Source organism: Aeromonas sp. QDB62 (assembly GCF_027705695.1).
GTDB lineage: Bacteria > Pseudomonadota > Gammaproteobacteria > Enterobacterales > Aeromonadaceae > Aeromonas > Aeromonas allosaccharophila.
On the sequence record NZ_JAPDCD010000004.1, the window covers coordinates 120,703 to 138,258 of the forward strand.

General features: G+C 60.3%; 13 protein-coding genes. 9 read left to right on the plus strand and 4 right to left on the minus strand.

Features of this window, described 5'->3' with window-relative positions:
• The first annotated feature begins 36 nt into the window (after window positions 1-36).
• Window positions 37-1,236 (plus strand): tyrosine--tRNA ligase, encoded by a 1,200-nt coding sequence (tyrS, locus tag OKC27_RS03520; protein ID WP_270805931.1) that lies wholly within the window; start codon window positions 37-39, stop codon window positions 1,234-1,236.
• Between the two features lie 168 nt (window positions 1,237-1,404).
• Here the strand turns inward: tyrS and OKC27_RS03525 are convergent, their stop codons facing one another.
• Complete coding sequence (locus tag OKC27_RS03525; protein ID WP_270805932.1) at window positions 1,405-2,817, minus strand: MATE family efflux transporter; 1,413 nt, start codon at window positions 2,815-2,817, stop codon at window positions 1,405-1,407.
• Between the two features lie 73 nt (window positions 2,818-2,890).
• Window positions 2,891-3,829, minus strand: coding sequence for a LysR family transcriptional regulator (locus OKC27_RS03530; RefSeq protein ID WP_270805933.1), 939 nt, complete (start codon window positions 3,827-3,829; stop codon window positions 2,891-2,893).
• A 500-nt stretch (window positions 3,830-4,329) separates the two neighbouring features.
• Here OKC27_RS03530 and OKC27_RS03535 point away from each other — a divergent pair, with 500 nt between their 5' ends.
• Window positions 4,330-5,622: an HAAAP family serine/threonine permease gene (locus OKC27_RS03535; protein WP_042058614.1), complete on the plus strand. Its 1,293-nt coding sequence runs from the start codon at window positions 4,330-4,332 to the stop codon at window positions 5,620-5,622.
• Window positions 5,623-5,686: 64 nt separating this feature from the next.
• On the opposite strand, the gene OKC27_RS03540 is transcribed toward OKC27_RS03535, so the two are convergent.
• Complete coding sequence (locus tag OKC27_RS03540; RefSeq protein WP_270805934.1) at window positions 5,687-6,727, minus strand: MBL fold metallo-hydrolase; 1,041 nt, start codon at window positions 6,725-6,727, stop codon at window positions 5,687-5,689.
• Window positions 6,728-6,882: 155 nt separating this feature from the next.
• Here OKC27_RS03540 and OKC27_RS03545 point away from each other — a divergent pair, with 155 nt between their 5' ends.
• The 7 genes from OKC27_RS03545 to OKC27_RS03575 all read left to right on the plus strand — a co-directional run bounded on the left by OKC27_RS03545 (window position 6,883) and on the right by OKC27_RS03575 (window position 17,017).
• Window positions 6,883-7,782, plus strand: coding sequence for a LysR family transcriptional regulator (locus OKC27_RS03545; protein WP_270805935.1), 900 nt, complete (start codon window positions 6,883-6,885; stop codon window positions 7,780-7,782).
• Window positions 7,783-7,874: 92 nt separating this feature from the next.
• The gene (yjeH, locus tag OKC27_RS03550; protein ID WP_270805936.1) at window positions 7,875-9,155 is read left to right on the plus strand and encodes an L-methionine/branched-chain amino acid transporter; all 1,281 of its coding nucleotides are present in this window, start codon (window positions 7,875-7,877) and stop codon (window positions 9,153-9,155) included.
• Window positions 9,156-9,548: 393 nt separating this feature from the next.
• On the plus strand, window positions 9,549-11,102 hold the full coding sequence (cadC, locus tag OKC27_RS03555; protein WP_270805937.1) for a lysine decarboxylation/transport transcriptional activator CadC: 1,554 nt from the start codon (window positions 9,549-9,551) through the stop codon (window positions 11,100-11,102).
• A 754-nt stretch (window positions 11,103-11,856) separates the two neighbouring features.
• The gene (gene cadB, locus OKC27_RS03560; protein ID WP_111809226.1) at window positions 11,857-13,191 is read left to right on the plus strand and encodes a cadaverine/lysine antiporter; all 1,335 of its coding nucleotides are present in this window, start codon (window positions 11,857-11,859) and stop codon (window positions 13,189-13,191) included.
• 77 nt (window positions 13,192-13,268) lie between these two features.
• The gene (locus tag OKC27_RS03565) at window positions 13,269-15,401 is read left to right on the plus strand and encodes a lysine decarboxylase CadA (RefSeq protein WP_270805938.1); all 2,133 of its coding nucleotides are present in this window, start codon (window positions 13,269-13,271) and stop codon (window positions 15,399-15,401) included.
• 110 nt (window positions 15,402-15,511) lie between these two features.
• A complete protein-coding gene (gene pdxY / locus OKC27_RS03570; protein ID WP_270805939.1) occupies window positions 15,512-16,372 on the plus strand; it encodes a pyridoxal kinase PdxY in 861 nt (286 codons plus the stop codon).
• A 180-nt stretch (window positions 16,373-16,552) separates the two neighbouring features.
• Entirely contained in the window at window positions 16,553-17,017 is a 465-nt protein-coding gene (locus OKC27_RS03575) for a hypothetical protein (protein WP_270805940.1), read from the plus strand.
• A gap of 87 nt (window positions 17,018-17,104) precedes the next feature.
• Here the strand turns inward: OKC27_RS03575 and OKC27_RS03580 are convergent, their stop codons facing one another.
• Entirely contained in the window at window positions 17,105-17,554 is a 450-nt protein-coding gene (locus OKC27_RS03580; protein ID WP_270805941.1) for a PliI family lysozyme inhibitor of I-type lysozyme, read from the minus strand.
• Between the last annotated feature and the right edge of the window lie 2 nt (window positions 17,555-17,556).

Consider the following 17,556-nt stretch of genomic DNA (forward strand, 5'->3'; position numbering starts at 1 on the left):
TTTGGCCCTGTGGAATCGTGATTGGAGAGTCAAAAAATGTCCCAGCTCGAGGTGGCGCTAGCCGAGATCAAGCGCGGAGCGGAAGAAATTCTGGTTGAAGAAGAACTTGTCGCCAAGTTGAAGGAAGGGCGCCCGCTGCGCATCAAGTTGGGCATGGACCCGACGGCCCCCGACATTCACCTGGGTCATACCGTGATCCTCAACAAGCTGAAGACCTTCCAGGATCTGGGCCACGAGATCATCCTGCTGATCGGCGATTTCACTGCCATGGTGGGTGATCCCTCCGGCAAGAACAGCACCCGTCCGCCGCTCTCCGAAGAGGCCATCAAGCACAACGCCCTCACCTATGCGGAGCAGGCGTTCAAGATCCTCGATCCCAAGAAGACCCGCATCGAGTACAACTCCAGCTGGCTGGGCGAGCTGGGCGCGACCGGCATGATCAAGCTGGCGGCCAAGCAGACCGTGGCCCGCATGATGGAGCGCGACGACTTCAAAAAGCGCTACACCGGCGGCCAATCCATCGCGATTCACGAATTCCTCTATCCGCTGCTGCAAGGCTATGACTCGGTCGCGCTGAAGGCGGACGTCGAGCTCGGCGGTACCGATCAGAAGTTCAACCTGCTGATGGGCCGCGAGCTGCAAAAAGATGCCGGCATGGCTGCCCAGTGCGTGCTGATGATGCCGCTGCTGGTGGGTCTGGATGGCGTCAAGAAGATGTCCAAATCCGCCGCCAACTACATCGGCGTACACGATGCCCCGGGCGAGATGTTCGGCAAGATCATGTCCATCACCGACGATCTGATGTGGAACTACTACGAGCTGCTCTCCTTCCGTCCGCTGGCTGAAATTGAAGGGTTCAAGGCGGGCATCGCTGCCGGTACCCTCAATCCGCGCGACGTGAAGATCTGGCTGGCCAAAGAGATCATCACCCGCTATCACGACGAAGCGGCGGCCGAAGCGGCCCACGAAGATTTCACCCAGCGCTTCTCCAAGAACGCCATTCCGGACGAGATGCCGGAAGTCGAGCTGGCACTGGAAGGCGAAGGGCTGGCCATCGCCAACCTGCTGAAAGAGGCCGATCTGGTGGCCACCACCTCCGAAGCACTGCGGATGATCAAGCAGGGCGCGGTCAAGGTAGATGGCGAGAAGCTGGAAGATGGCAAGGCACTCATCGGTGCCGGTATCGCCGTCTATCAGGTTGGCAAGCGCAAGTTTGCCCGAGTGACGGTCAAGTAAGCCCTGATCGCTCAGCCCGCGCTGACGGGTCATCCAGTCTGATGCGTTGAATAAGAGAAGCCTCCCTTGCGGAGGCTTCTCTGTATGTACGAGATGGGCGGGAAGCGCAGATAACAAAACCGGCATCAGGGGATGCCGGTTTTATATTGTTTTGCGGGATTGGCGGTCTTAGCGGGCCAGCTGGACGGCGGCGCGTGCGCGGGCCGGTTGCGGATGGCGCTTGGCTTTTGGTGCGCAGGCCACTTTCAGGCGCAGCCACTCGCGCCACAGCAGCCAGCAGAGCGGCAGGGTGAGCAGCAGCACGGTGGCGGGCTGGGCCATCAGCACACCGTCACGGCCCCACTGCTGTGGCAGCAGGAAGATCAGCGGCAGCAGCAGTACGGTTTTGGCGATGGAGATGAGCAGCGCCTGCCGGGTGCGCGCCATGGATTGCAGCAGCACGATGCCGAACATGATGATCCCCTCCAGCGGAATGGCGCCGAGGTTGAGGGTCAGGCTGCTGATGGCGGCGGCCAGCAGTTCGGGATCCTTGTCGCCGGTATAGAGCATGGCGACCTGTCCCGGCAGCAGCTGGATGGTGAGCCACACCAGCATGCCGTAGATAAAGGTGAACTTGAGCCCCATCTCCATCAGGTACTTGAGGTTGCGATGGCGCTTGGCCCCCGCCGCCTTGCTGATGAGTGGCTGAATGCCGAACGCCAGCCCCTGCAGAATGACGATAAAGACCGCTTCGGTGTAACCGGCCACGGTAAAGCCCGCCAGATCCTTCACATTGCCATACACCATCAGCTGGCTGTTGTGCAGCATCAGCAGCAGGCCGAGGTTGAACTGGGCAATCAGGCTCGGCAAACCGGTAAAGAGCAGGTTCGGCATGGCGGGGAGGTTAGGCACCAGATCCCGCCAGCTGAGGCGCAGCCGGGCCCAGGGGGTAAAGAAGTAGCCAAGGCCGATCAGGCTCACGGCGCCTTCTGCCATCAGGGTGGCTTGCGCGGTACCGATCAATCCCAGCCCCAGCCGACCCACCATGATGTAGTTGAGGATGATGTTGAGCACGGCGCCGCTGCTCACCAGCACCATGGCCAGTTTCGGGCGGCCATCGTTGCGCAGCAGATAGGGGACCGCCAGATTGCTGGCCAGCAGCAGGGTGCCGCCGCCGATCCAGGTGAGGTAGTCACTCGCCTGTTTCCAGGTCTCGGTGCCCTGTTCAATCCCCAGCCCCAGCAGGATATCGGTGTGGGTGTAATAGAGCAGACCCGGCGCAACTACCCCGAGTCCGGCCAGCAGCCAGAGGGCGTTGACCAGCGCCTGACGGGCCAGCGTGTCGTTTTTCGCCCCTTGCTGGAAGGAGATGGCGGTGGCCGCCCCCATGCTGATCATGGCGGCCAGTCCGATCAGCACCATGATGACCGGATAGACCAGATTGATCCCGGCGAGGCCAGCGGCACCGACATAGTGGCCGACGAAGATGCCGTCGACGAGGTAGTAGGCCCCCGAGACCAGCATGGCAAGAATGGAGGGGAGGGCATAAGCCCAGAAGCGACGGGTCATGGCCCGTTGCCGCAGTGTTAAATAGGCAGACATATCTGTTCTCTCGGGGAGCTCGAATATCGAACAGCTAGTCTAGATTAATACTTATTTGGTGATAATCAGGGTTTCACTTGATGAATTGCTGAGTATTGCTCACTAATCCGGGATTTTGGTAGTGAGCCTTGAGCATGTCGATCAGGATGCGCAGGCCGCTGCCCAGCTGGTGCCGACTGGGATAGAAGAGGTAAAAACCGGCAAAGGTGGGGCACCAGGGCTCCAGCACGGTGAGCAGTTTCCCCTCCGCGACCTTTTGACTCACCTCCTCTTCCAGACAGTAGGCCAGCCCCAGCCCCGCCTCGGCGGCCCCGAGATAGAGGGCCGGGGTGCTGGTGGTGAGCGGCCCGGTCACCTCGATCTCCAGCATGTTGCCGTCGGCGGCAAAGGCCCAGCGATAGTGGTGGTGCGGGGTGAGGCGATAGCCGATACAGGCGTGGCGACTCAGCTCGCTCGGGTGCTCCGGCGTACCGTGCTCGGCCAGATAGGCGGGGGAGCCCACCACCAGATAGCGCTGGGGCGAGCCGAGGGGAATGCCGATCATCTCCTTGGGCAGCAAGTCCCCATAAAAGAGTGCCGCATCATACCCATCTTCAATCAGGCGGGGCATCAGCTCCTGCTCCACCACCTCCACCTGCATTCTGGGATAACGGCGCAGATAGTCGATCAGCACAGGTGCCAGCAGGCTGTCGATGGCGCCACGGGGGGCGCAGAGCTTGAGTCGTCCCACCGGTTCGTCGCTGTTGCGGGCCAGCTCGCTGAGCGCCTCTTCCAGGGTATTGAGGGTGGGGAGCAGCTGCTTGAGCAGCCGCTGGCCCGCGTCGGTCGGCACCACGGCGCGGGTACTGCGGTTGAGCAGCCGCACCCCCAGCCGCTCTTCCAGTCCTTTCAGGCTATGGCTGAGGGCAGAGGCGGAGACCCCGAGTTCGAGGGCGGCCTTGCTGAAACTGCGGTGGCGGGCGACGGCGGCAAACACCGCCAGTTCGGCGAGATCGGTACGGGTAATGGTCATCATCAATCAACAAAAAGGCGTGAGTCCCAAGGGTACGCCATGGGCGTGCTGCACACAATCCGTCCGGAATGGATGGCTTGTTGCGCAAATGTAGCGACTCGCAGGCCATTGATTCCAGTGAAACTAAGTTGAATTGTTAAAAAAAACTCACAATAAGGCGCTTCTAGTGTGATCTTGGTCGTCCGAAAGGCGACCCGAATCAAACTTTGGTTGATTAATTCAAAAAAACGCTGTGATTAATAGGGGCATTTAATTAAAGTCAGCCCATCAAGAGTGGTGCGCGTTAATCGGTTGTTAAGTGAGACGAGCGCCGACCCTCAGGGTCAAAATCTCGCACTGTTGTTTGTTGCGGTCTTGTTGTCACAAGGAGTGATGGCCAGGTTGCCGGGGTGCGAGAGGTTAATAACAAGGACGGACAGCAGGCGTTCCAGGGAGAGGGAACCGGGCCAAGGGCCCGAACAAACAAGAATCCCATTTTTCCTAGATGACAGGAACAACATATGTCTGACATGAATATTGCAGCTGATGGTCGTTTAGCCAGCAACACTTCCCGTGGCATCAACAAGGCCGATGTGGTCTGGATGCTGGGTCTGTACGGTACCGCGATCGGTGCCGGTGTGCTCTTCCTGCCAATCAACGCCGGTGTAGGTGGCCTGTGGCCGCTGGTTGCCATGTTGATCCTGGCCCTGCCGCTGACTTTCTTTGCTCACCGTGGTCTGGCCCGCTTCGTGCTGTCCGGCTCTACCCGTGATGGCGACATCACTGAAGTCGTAGAAGAGCACTTCGGCAAGACCGCAGGCAAATTCATCACCCTGCTCTACTTCTTTGCCATCTACCCGATCGTACTGATGTACTCAGTCGCTATCACCAACACCGTCGAGAGCGTGATTGTTCACCAGCTGGGCATGTCTGCACCTCCCCGTGCCGTCCTGTCACTGGCGCTGATCCTCGGTCTGATGGCAGTTGTTCGTCTGGGCGGCCAGGTTATCGTCAAAGCGATGAGCGTGCTGGTATTCCCGTTCGTGATCACCCTGATGGGCCTGGCGTTCTACCTGATCCCGCATTGGAATGGTGCCATCATCACTGAAGCTCCGGCGCTGTCCGACGCCTTCAACGGTGACTTCATCAAGACCCTGTGGCTGGCTATCCCGGTTATGGTGTTCTCCTTCAACCACTCCCCGATCATCTCCTCCTTCGCGGTGGATAACAAAGGTCGTTACGGTGAAGGTGCAGAGAAGAAGTGCAGCAACATCCTGCTGGGCGCCCACGTCATGATGGTAATGACCGTTATGTTCTTCGTGTTCAGCTGCGTACTGAGCCTCTCTCCGGCTGACCTGGCTGCTGCCAAAGAACAGAACATCTCCATCCTGTCCTACCTGGCCAACCACTTCGACAACGCGGTTATCGCCACTGTGGCTCCGTTGATCGCCATGGTTGCCATCAGCAAATCCTTCCTGGGTCACTACCTGGGTGCGCAAGAAGGCATGAACGGCCTGATGGCCAAGGCGCTGCGTGAAAAGGGCAAGAACGTTGACACCAAGCAACTGAACAAAATCACTGCCGTGTTCATGATCCTGACCACCTGGGCCATCGCCACCATCAACCCGAGCATCCTCGGCATGATCGAAGACCTGGGCGGCCCGATCATCGCAATGCTGCTGTTCCTGATGCCGATGTACGCCATCGCCAAGGTTCCTGCCATGCGCAAATACGCTGGCAACATCAGCAACGGCTTCGTGACTCTGATTGGCCTGATCGCCATGTCCGGTATCATCTACAAGCTGATTGCCTGATAACTCCGGTTAATCCTTGTGAAAAAGCCGCCTCGTTCGAGGCGGCTTTTTTTATGGCCGGGATTCATGGCTGGGCGTTGTCGATATTCTCCGACTGCCAAAGGGCGTAACCCTTGCCGGAGGCCGTGGTGGGCAGGTCGATCTGCATCAGGTCATTGCCGATGACGAAGGGGCCCGTGTAGTGGGCACGCAGATCCTGCGCCAAATCCTTCACCGAGATCTGGCCGTTGAGGCCGATATGGCTGAACACGGTCAGCGCCGGTTTGGCTTCGTTCATTACCCGGGCCGCCTGCTCGGGAGAGGCGAGATGACCGGCGATCGCCTTGTAGCCGGGGTTGGCTTTCATCCGGGCGGCAGAGGTCATGGAGACGCAGTGCACCAGCAGATCGGCCCCCTTGGCCTGCTTCACCACTTCGGGGCTGTAGCGGGTATCGCCAGAGAGCACCACGCTGTGGCCGTGGTAGTCGATGCGATAGCCGAACGATGGCTTGATGTTGACCCCGTGGTCGTTATCAAAGGCGGTCACCTTGACCCCATCCTGGTCGTAGACCACCCCGGCGGTGACCTCGTGGCTATTGATCTCCACCCCGTCCAGCGGCGTTCCCTCATCTTTGACCCGGGTGGCGATGTCGGTGGCGTAGGCCTGCTGCAAGCCACGGGCGAGGGCGGTGATGCCTTTGGGGCCGTAGAGTTCCATCGGCGCGTGGCGCTGGCCATAGGCCGGTTGCAGCCAGCCGGTCAGCCAGAGATCCGCCAGCCCGTTGGTGTGGTCGGAGTGAAAGTGGGTGAGGAAGAAGGCGTTGACCCGGCCGACGGGGATATGCAGCTGCCACAGGCGAGTGGCGGAGTTGCGGCCAAAATCGAACACCAGCTTCTGGTTGCCCGCCTCGACGAGGGTGCTGTAGCCGCCGCGACTGATCTGGGGCACCGGGGTGCCGGTGCCGAGCAGGCTGACCCGGAAGATATCGGGCTGGGCCTTGCTCAGGGTTGCGGTGGCCGGGGCGGGAGTCTGATCGTGGTTGTTGATAAAGCTGCTCTCGGCAGCCTGACTGACACCGGTGGCGAGCAGACCGACCAGTAGCGCGGCCAGATAGGTACTTTTCATGGAGAGTTATCCTGTGGGGAGGGAATGGCATCACTCTATTGGTAACTAAAAGATAGATAAATTGGCTAAAATCCATTTCTTAATAAACTTTTGGTTGTGAATAAGAGGTCTGGCAGCGGGCCGCATAGCCCTGAAAAGCGGGCAAAGGAGGGGTTTTGGACCGATTGACCAGTATGCGCATCTTCACCCGGGTGGTGGAGCTGGGTTCATACAGCGCGGTGGCGAGCGAGCAGGGGATCAGCGCCCAGATGGTGGGCAAGCATGTGCAGGGACTGGAGCAGTGGCTGGGGGGCAAGCTGTTTCACAAAACCACCCGCCAGCAAGCCCTCACCGAGCTGGGGCTGCTGTTTCTTGCCCGCTGCGAGCGGGTACTGGAGGAGCTGGCGCTGACCGAGTCACTCACCCAGAATCTGCTGGCCGAGCCCGCCGGTCGGCTGCGTATCGCAGCTCCCCTCAGTTTTGGCCACCACCGGTTGGTGCCGCTGTTGCCCGCTTTTCTCGACAGCTACCCCAAGCTGGAGGTGGATCTGCAGCTTACCCCGCGCTGGGTCGATCTGGTGGAGGAAGGGTTCGACGCCGCCATCCGTACCCTGCGCCCGCAGGATGAGGCGCTGATTGCCCGCCCGCTGCTGACCCAGCACTACCGCCTCTGCGCGGCGCCAGACTATCTCGCCCGTCATGGCGTGCCGTACCATCCGGCCGATCTCGCTCGCCACCAGTGTCTGCATGGCAACTGGGGTGAGCATGAGCGTTGGCAGTTTGTTGGCGAGGATGGTCAGAGCGAAGAGGTGCGGGTGGCCTCGCGCCTGCGCATCAACCACTGGCCAGCCTTGTTGACAGCGGCACTGGCTGGCGCTGGCATCACCTTGCAGCCCGCCGAACAGGTGCGCGACCATATCACCACGGGGCGTCTGTTCCCGCTGTTGAGCCACTATCAGACTCCTGCCAAGACCCTCTACTTTATCTATCCGGCGGCGCGGCGGCAGGTGCTCAAGATCACCCTGCTGGGGGATTTTCTGGCCGAGTCCCTGCAATCGGAATCTGAAGCTGAATAAAGGGCTGCATATTCCCCGCTCGGACGCTTAACAAAGTGGCGGGGGAGGCCTAACATGGCCCGACATCTGTTTATGAATCGGGGCAAAGGAATATGTCTGCGTTGAAAAAGGATCTCGGGCTCTGGCAGGGGATGGGGCTGCTCGCCACCTCGCTGCTCGGTACCGGGATCTTCGTGGTACCGGCGACCGCCGCGTCGCTGGCGGGCGGGGCCTCGCTGTGGGCCTGGTTGCTGCTGATTGCGCTGGTGCTGCCCATTGCCTTTACCTTCGCTCGCCTCGGCCGCCGCTATCCCCACGCGGGCGGCGCGCCGCACCTGATTGGCCTCGCCTTTGGCAACGGCGCCGAGCGCTTCTCCGCCTTTCTGTTTCTGGCGGTGCTGCCGGTGGGCCTGCCTGCGGCCTTGATGATTGCCGCCGGTTTTTGGCACGCTCTGTTCGAGATGGGGGAGTGGACCCTGTGGGCCATCCAGCTGCTCACTCTGCTCGGGGTATTTTTGCTGGGGCTGCGCGGGGCGCGCTCCTCCGGCAACCTGCAACTGCTGATCGCCTTGGCCATTTTGGGCCTGACCCTGCTTATCTGGTTCAAGGGGGAGGTGAGCTGGCGCGATGCCGCCCGGCCGCTGCCGAGCGCGGACGAGTGGCCTGCCATGGCCACTGCGCTGGCGGTGATGTTCTGGTGTTTTGTCGGGCTGGAGGCCTTCGCCCATATGGGGGAGGAGTTCAAGCGGCCGGAGCGGGACTATCCCATCGCCCTGCTCGGCGGGGTGTTGCTGGCGGGGCTTATCTACTGGGTACACTCGCTGGTGGTGCTCAAATATGGCCTCTACGGCGATGAGGCGAAAAATGCCACTGCCATTCCCTCTCTGCTGGCGCTGCTGTTTGGCCCCACCGCCAAGTGGCTGGTGGCGGTGCTCGGCTACCTCTCCTGCTTTGCCAGCATCAATATCTACATTCAGGGCTTTGCGCGGCTGATCTGGAGCATGGCGCGCGAAGGCAAGCTGCCCCCCTCGCTGGCCGTGCTCACCGCTCGCGGTGCGCCGTTGCGGGCCTTGAGTCTGGTGCTCGCCATCTGCCTGCTCTGTATCACCCTGATCATCTGGCTGCGACTGCCACTCGATGAGCTGATCCGCTACGCCAACGGCAACTTCGTGCTGGTCTACCTGCTCTGCATGGCGGCGGGCTGGCGCCTGCTGAGTGGAGTGGGCAAGGGGCTGGCGGGGGTGAGTGTACTGCTCTGCGCTCTGGTGCTGGTGGCGCTCGCCTCCCAGGTGCTCTATGCCGTGGTGCTGAGTCTGGCCTATGGCGGCTTCTCGTTGTGGCGGCGTCATATGCGCCGCAGTCGTCAGCAGGATGCGCTCCCGGTGGCGAAGTAACGTCTCCCCGATTGCCGGAAAGATGAGAAAGCCCTGATGTTCAGGGCTTTTTTGATTCAGGCATATGGGATATTCATATGAACACCCATTGGCACGCTATTTGCCGAAAAGTGCGGTGTCGGATCAACTCAGCGGCGATTTATAGCCAAAAAAAGTGGGATCCAGCTCCCGTTTTGCTTAAAGTGCTCCTTTCCGATCCCGGTGGTCGGAATGCCCGCAAGGATGCCCTTCAGACGTAAACAGGATGGCCTGGCCAGACTGACTCACAGCGATATTCACTGTTCCGGTTCCCTTTTCTGCCGCGTCCCTGCTGGCAGCGCCCTGTTCCGTTCAGTCAGTCCGGGTCTTGCGTCACTCTCATCGTGCATTGTCTCCATCTGCAGCGAGTGAATCATGAGCGAATCGGTTTTTGAGATCCACGACTGGACCCTGAGCGTTGACGACAACATGTTGTGTCGCCCCGACCGCGAGGTCTACCTCGAACCCAGACTGGTCAATCTGTTGCGGTTTCTGGCCCACAATGCTGGCACCGTGTTTGGCCGCGATACCCTGATCAACGAGGTGTGGGACGGCGCCGAGGTGACCGATCAGGTGGTGACCCAGTCCATCTTCGAACTGCGCAAGATCCTCAAAGATGGTCGCACCGATGCGACCGACTATATCGTCACCGTGCCCAAGCGCGGCTATAAGCTGGTGGCGCCGGTACGACCGCTGCAGGTGGTTTCTGTGGTGATGGCGGATGAGCAACCCGTGGCCGCGGTCAATACCGCTCTCTCCGACAACCCGACCCTCTCCGATCTGAGCCCGCCCGCGGCTGATCACGATGATGATGCACAGCCCAATGTTGCCCCTTTTCCCGCCGGGCCGCTGACCCGCGCCATCTCCACCCATGCCAAGGATGCCCGCAGCCGCTGGAAGATGGTGAGTTTCGATATCTTCGTGGCCATCGTGCTGATCGCCATTGTCAGCATGCTCAGCTACCAGCACACCAGCCCTCAGGTACACACCATGCTGGATCCCGACCTGCTGGTGTTCCGCTTCCACTCCGGCATGGATGACAACAATGAGAACGTGCGCCTCGCCGATGGTATCACCCGCGCCCTGATGGGGGAGGTGGCGGTAGCCACGCCGCTGCGGGTGCAGTATGGCGCCACCAATCTGATGGGGGGCATCATGCCCGGCAAAGAGCTGAGCGTGCGGGTCACCCGCCAGCCACGCGGCACCTATCTCGATCTGGAGTACCGCAATATCAACACCAACCGGGTGCTGTTCAGCCATCAATACCAGCTCAGTCGCCACAATGTGCACGGGGTGTTGCAGGCGAGCAGTCAGGATCTGCTGCGCGCCCTCGACCAGCCCGATGCCGAGCCGGGCATGGGCTGGCCCACCGATGATGCCTCCCTGATGGCGATGATGGAGGCGCAGTACTACATCAACAGCCGGGATCCGGTCGCCCTCAAGCGCGGCATCGATCTGCTGGAGCAGGCGCTGATTGCCCATCCGGATCAGCCGCTGCTGCTGGCGGAGCGCTATCTGGCGGGCGAGGCGCTGGCGACCCTGGCGGGCAAATCCGAGAGCGAGCGGCTGCAGGGAATTGGCACCCATCTCGCCCGCGTGGTGCAAAACAGCGGCGCCCTGCCTGCCCGGGTGTGGGAGGCCTTGACCCTGCAGGCAATCCTCAACGGCCAGCAACAGCAGGCCAACTATCTGCTGGAGAAAGCGGCGAGTCGTGGCCGCTCGGTGCTCTACTACATACTGCAGGGCAAGCTGGCGGAGCTGGACGGTCGCCCCGAGGCGGCGGGTGATGCCTACAGTCAGGCCTTCCTGATGGAGGCGACCGAGCAGACCTATCTGCTCTGCCAGCAGCTCGGTTTCTACAGCAATATGGAGAGCCTCACCCCGGCCCTGTTCAATGCACTGGGCCAGAGCAAGGTGAAGCTCTTCTAACACCGCAGTTTTGGTTTTCCCTCGGTCGGCACGGTTGCCAACCCTATCCACAGGCTGTCTTCGGGCGGCCTGTGCTGTTTCTGTCTGTCTCAATCCTGCCTGTTTGCCACCGGGGATAGCCGCTCTGGTGCGGCCCGATTTATCCCCCACAGCTCCCCACTATCTACATTTGCCTTTGTCTTGCACGCGGCATTCGCTGCACTCGAGTTTGCCCGGCTTTGCGCCGCGCGCAGCTTGTGACATCTGCTCATGGTTGGCGGTGGGATAAGCTGTCTGTCACGACTCATTTCTCATTGCTGACCGGTTATCGCCGTTGCGCTTTACCTCTGAGCCTGGATTGTGATGAGCCGAGCGGAGGGCTGAACAGGAGGTGAGCGGCCACTCAGGGTAATGATCAGCAGGGCTTCCAGATGGTCGCAAGGGCAGGGGGCGCAATGGGAGCCACTGTATCCCGGGTTTATCTGGCCAAAAATATCAAGACGGCGAGATAAGGGGGTTATCAAGGGGCAAAAACGGGGCGGCCGGATATCAAGGTTTTATCAAGGTGACGGTGTGGTCTGATGTCAATTTACTGTTTTTAAATGGTTTTTAGCAAAAATGACGAGGCGGTGAAAAAAGTTGGCTCATATTTTTATCCGTTAGCTGGTCTTTATGTTTTCCGGGGATGAGAGGCCTAGTCTGTGCCCATTCTTTGGCGGGGCGTTCCGCCAAATGTGTATGTGACGACCCGACCTTTTATAGAACCGGAGATCTTATGTCCCTAGATACGAGCAAGAAGATTGGCCTTATCGCCTGTACAGGTGTGGTGGCCGGCAACATGATGGGGAGTGGCATCGCGCTGCTGCCTTCGGCACTGGCCACCATCGGCTCCATCTCTGTCTTTAGCTGGGCAATCTGTCTGGTAGGCGCCATGGGCCTCGCCTTTGTCTTCGCCCGCCTTGCTACCAAGAACCCGCAAGAGGGTGGCCCTATTGCTTACGCTGGCGAGATCTCTCCGGTGTTCGGTTTCCAGACCGGTGTGCTTTATTACCACGCCAACTGGATCGGTAACCTGGCCATCGCCATTACCGGCGTCTCCTACCTCTCGGTCTTCTTCCCCATTCTCAACAGCCCGATCCCGGCCGCTGCAGCCACCATCGCCGCCGTCTGGATCTTCACCTTCGTCAACCTGCTTGGCGGTAGCTGGGTGAGCCGACTCTGTACCCTGGGTCTGGTGCTGATCTTGCTGCCGGTTGTCGGTACTGCGGTGATGGGTTGGGGGCATTTTGATGCCACCGTCTACAGCCAGAACTGGAACACCACCAGCGGCAGCGACCTGCATGCTGTCATCAGCGCCGTGCTGATCTGCCTCTGGTCCTTCGTCGGTGTTGAATCCGCCGCCGTCTCTTCCGGCATGGTGAAGAACCCCAAGCGCACAGTACCGCTCGCCACCATGCTGGGTACCGGTATCGCGGGTGTTATCTACATCCTCTCTACCCAGGTGATCAGCGGCATGTTCCCGGCCGGTGAAGTGGCGGCTTCCGGCGCCCCGTTTGCCATGGCCTCTTCCGCCATCTTCGGTAGCTGGTCTGCGCCGTTTGTCTCTGCCTTCACCGCCCTGGCTTGCTTCACTTCGCTGGGCTCCTGGATGATGCTGGTAGGCGAGGCGGGCAAGCGTGCCGCCAACGATGGCAACTTCCCGAAAATCTACGGCGAACTGGACAAGAACGGCGTGGCCAAGAAGGGTCTGATCCTGGGCTCCCTGAAGATGACTGCCCTGATGATTGGCCTGACCGCTTTCACCTCCCGGTCCGCTCACGCAGCCGATCTCTTCAACGTACTGACTACTGATGCGGTGCTGCTGACCATGCTGCCCTACTTCTACTCCAGCATTAACCTCATTCGCTTCGAGGGCATGACCTCCCGCAGCATCGGCGCGATGATCTTCTCCGGTGTGGCCTGTGTCTTCTGTCTGGTGGCCCTGATGGGTGCCAAGGGTTCCAACCTTACCGCTACCTTCGTGGTGTCGCTCATCATCCTGATGTTCTACGCCAAAAAACAGGGTCTGCGTCAGCACGACGCCCTGCTGAGCGAACAGCCCAGCAACTGATCCCCCCTCTTATCTTCCGAGCGCTCTTCACTCACCATCCCTGATGGAGAGCGCCCCTTTACGTGTGGAGCATTACGATGAATATCATTGCCATCCTCAACCACCTGGGCGTTTTCTTTAAAGAAGAACCCATTCGCCAGCTGCAAGCCTCCCTCGAGCGCAAGGGTTTCGAGGTCGTCTATCCGGTCGACGTGGCCGATCTGCTGAAACTGATTGAAAAGAACCCCCGCGTCTGTGGCGCCATCTTCGACTGGGACAAATACTCGCTGGGTCTGTGCAAGGAGATCCACGATCGCAACGAGAAGCTGCCGATCTTCGCCTTCGCCAACGATCAGTCCACTCTGGACATTCACCTGACTGACCTGCGTCTTAACGTCCACTTCTTCGAGTACCGTCTCGGCATGGCCGACGACATCGCCCTCAAGATGGGTCAGGCCACCCAGGAGTATCAGGACGCCATCCTGCCGCCCTTCACCAAGGCGCTGTTCAAGTACGTGGAAGAGGGTAAATACACCTTCTGTACCCCGGGTCACATGGGCGGCACCGCCTTCCAGATGAGCCCGGCCGGCAGCATCTTCTATGACTTCTACGGCCCGAACGCGTTCAAGGCTGACGTCTCCATCTCCATGCCGGAGCTGGGCTCCCTGCTGGATCACTCAGGTCCGCACAAGGAAGCCGAAGAGTACATCGCCCGTACCTTCAACGCCGACCGCTCCTACATCGTCACCAACGGCACCTCCACGGCCAACAAGATCGTCGGCATGTACTCCGCACCGGCCGGCAGCACCGTGCTGGTTGACCGCAACTGCCACAAGTCGCTCACTCACCTGATGATGATGAACGACGTGACGCCGATCTACTTCCGTCCGACCCGCAACGCCTACGGCATTCTGGGCGGTATCCCGCAGAGCGAATTCAGCCGCGAGACCATCGCGGCCAAGGTCGCTGCGACGCCGGGTGCCCAGGCTCCCCGTTACGCCGTGATCACCAACTCCACCTACGACGGCCTGCTCTACAACACCGGCTTCATCAAGGAGAGTCTGGATACCCCTTACATCCACTTCGACAGTGCCTGGGTGCCTTACACCAACTTCAGCCCGATCTATGAAGGCAAGTGCGGCATGAGCGGCGAAGCGATGCCGGGCAAGGTGTTCTATGAGACCCAGTCCACTCACAAGCTGCTGGCGGCCTTCTCCCAGGCCTCGATGATCCATATCAAGGGTGACGTGGAGGAAGAGACCTTCAACGAAGCCTTCATGATGCACACCTCCACCTCGCCGCAGTACGGCATCGTGGCCTCGACCGAGATCTCCGCCGCCATGATGCGTGGCAACACCGGCAAGCGGCTGATCAAGGACTCCATCGATCGCGCCATCTCCTTCCGCAAAGAGATCAAGCGTCTGCGTGATCAGAGCGAAGGCTGGTTCTTCGACGTATGGCAGCCGGACAACATCGACACCGTCGAGTGCTGGAAGCTGGATCCGAAAGATGACTGGCACGGCTTCAACGGCATCGACGATGACCACATGTACCTCGACCCCATCAAGGTCACCCTGCTGACCCCGGGGATGGGTCGTGATGGCCAGCTGCTGGAGAAGGGCATCCCTGCGTCACTGGTCTCCAAGTTCCTGGACGAGCGCGGCATCGTGGTCGAGAAGACCGGCCCCTACAACATGCTGTTCCTCTTCTCCATCGGTATCGATCAGTCCAAGGCGATGCAACTGCTGCGCGCCCTGACCGAGTTCAAGCGCGGCTACGACCTGAACCTGACCATCAAGAGCATACTGCCGAGCCTCTATCGTGAAGACCCGAGCTTCTACGAAGGGATGCGCATTCAGGAGCTGGCGCAGCGGATTCATGACCTGACCAGCAAGTACCGTCTGCCGGAGCTGATGTTCAAGGCGTTCGACGTGCTGCCGGAGATGAAGATGACCCCGCATGCTGCATGGCAGCAGGAGCTGGCTGGCAATCTGGAAGAGGTGCCGTTGCGTGACATGGTTGACCGCATCAGCGCCAACATGATCCTGCCGTACCCGCCGGGAGTTCCGTTGGTACTGCCGGGCGAGATGGTGACCCAGGATTCTCTGCCGGTGCTCGAGTTCCTCGAGATGCTGTGCGAGATCGGTGCCCACTACCCGGGCTTCGAGACCGACATCCACGGCCTCTATCGTCAGGCCGATGGCAGCTACACCGTCAAGGTGCTGCGTTAATCGATAGTGACAACCATCGACAGTGACAACCATCGAAAGTCACAACAACGGGCCGCAAGGCCCGTTTTTCCCTCCGGAATTCCTGTTCTTAATTGCGTGAGTCGCCAACCATGAAGCGAGTGCTCTCCATTCAATCCCACGTAGTCTTTGGCTGTGCTGGCAATAGCGCCGCCGTTTTTCCCATGCGTCGTCTCGGGATCGAGGTGTGGCCGATGAACACGGTGCAGTTCTCCAACCACACCCAATACCGCGAAGGCTGGCAGGGGATGGTGATGCCCGGCGGCCATATCCGTCAGCTGGTGAACGGCCTGGCGGAGATCGGTGTGCTGGCCGAGTGCGATGCGCTGCTGAGCGGCTACCTCGGCTCGGCCGAACAGGGGGAGGAGATCCTGGCGGCAGTGGCCCGGCTCAAGGCGCTCAATCCAGCCGCCCTCTATTTTTGTGACCCCGTGATGGGTCACCCCGACAAGGGGTGCATAGTGGCACCCGGCGTCGCCGATTTTCTGAAACATCGGGCACTGGCCTGCGCCGATATACTGGCCCCCAATCTGCTGGAGCTGGAACAGCTCACCGGCCGCGATATCCGCAATGTGCCGGATGCCATCGAGGCGTGCCAGCAGTTGCGCGCGCAAGGGGTCAAGCTGGTGATGGTCAAGCATCTGGGCAAGGCCGGCTTTGCCATGGACCGCTTCGAGATGCTGCTGGTGTGTGAGGAGGGGACGTTTCACCTCTCCCGCCCGCTCTATCCTTTTGCCCGCCACCCCATCGGGGTGGGCGATCTGCTGAGTGCCACCATGCTGGCCCATTTGCTGTCCGGTTGCACTCCGGTGGCGGCGTTCGAGCGCACCAACGCCAGTGTCGATGCGGTGCTGGCCCGGACCTGGCTGGCGGGGGCCTACGAGCTGCAACTGGTGGCGGCCCAGCACGAGATGGCGCTGCCGCAGGTCTCCATCCGGGCGACTCGTCTCTGATCTGCGAGATAGCAATGGGTTTATGGCGGGGAAGGGGACTAATCTGGTGACCAGTAGTGTCAACGTGAAGAGGCCACCGACGCGAGCGGTTGATCTTCAGGATGACCAGGCGGGAGTGACGGCCAGATAGCATCGACAGCCAACCCGCCATACTCATGTTTCCACGGTTGGAGAGATATCATGCACAGCTTCAATAGACGACTGCTCTTGGTGACAACGATCCTGACGCTGACCGGTTTTGCCGGTTTCGCAACCGGCCAGACATTGCTCCCGCTTAATGGACAAAACGCCGAGCAAATTAAATCTGATGATATGGCCTGCCAAAATCAGGCGACCACTCCGGCGACTGAGCAGCCTCAGGGCGGGCGGCTCGCTGGCGCGGTGAAAGGGGGGCTCGTCGGGGCTGCCGCCGCGGAGGTGCGCGGTAACCAGTATGATGCCTACGACAGGCTCGATGACGATGTGCAGCAGGAGTATCGACAGGAGAATGCCCGGGATGCGGCCGCAGTGGGGGCCGTGATAGGCGGTCGTCACCAGCGAAAAGAGCGACGTGCCGAGCAAGTGGCCGCGCCTGCGGCGGCGACCACCTCTTCACAGGCTTATATCAGTTGCATGCAGGGCAAGGGTTACAGCGTCACCCCATAAACGTCTGATGGCGTGATGCTGTCGGCAAGCTCAGGCCCTGCCGGGGCCTGAGTCACCGATTATTGCGTCAGTTCTAATGCCTGGGGGCTAATCCTGCGGGCTCCTGAGCGCCTTGAGCACATCCTCTTTCGGTTCCAGCTCCTTGACCTGATTGAAGATCTCCAGCTCCCCCTGCGGGCTGACGGTGTAGGCATCGGCATCCTGATAGCTGCCGCTGCCGGCGCTCTCGATGATGACTACCAGCTCGGGCTGTTTGTCGCCATTCAAATCGACCAGCTTCAACTCCCGGATAAAGCCGTTGCGGGCCATCACCTTGCCATCCAGAAACTCATCCAGTGGGAACTCGGCGTTCTGGCCCGAATAGAGTCGCACGTCATAGCTGCCGATGGAGGCGGGTTCACCGGCCCCCTGCGCCACCCGGATCACCTGCCCGGAGGGGAGGGTCAGTTGCTTGCTAAATCCCTCTTCGGCTTGTGTTTGTGCTTGTGCCGCCAGCGGCAGGGTCAGCAGCCCTGCGATTATCAATGCTCTGTTCATCT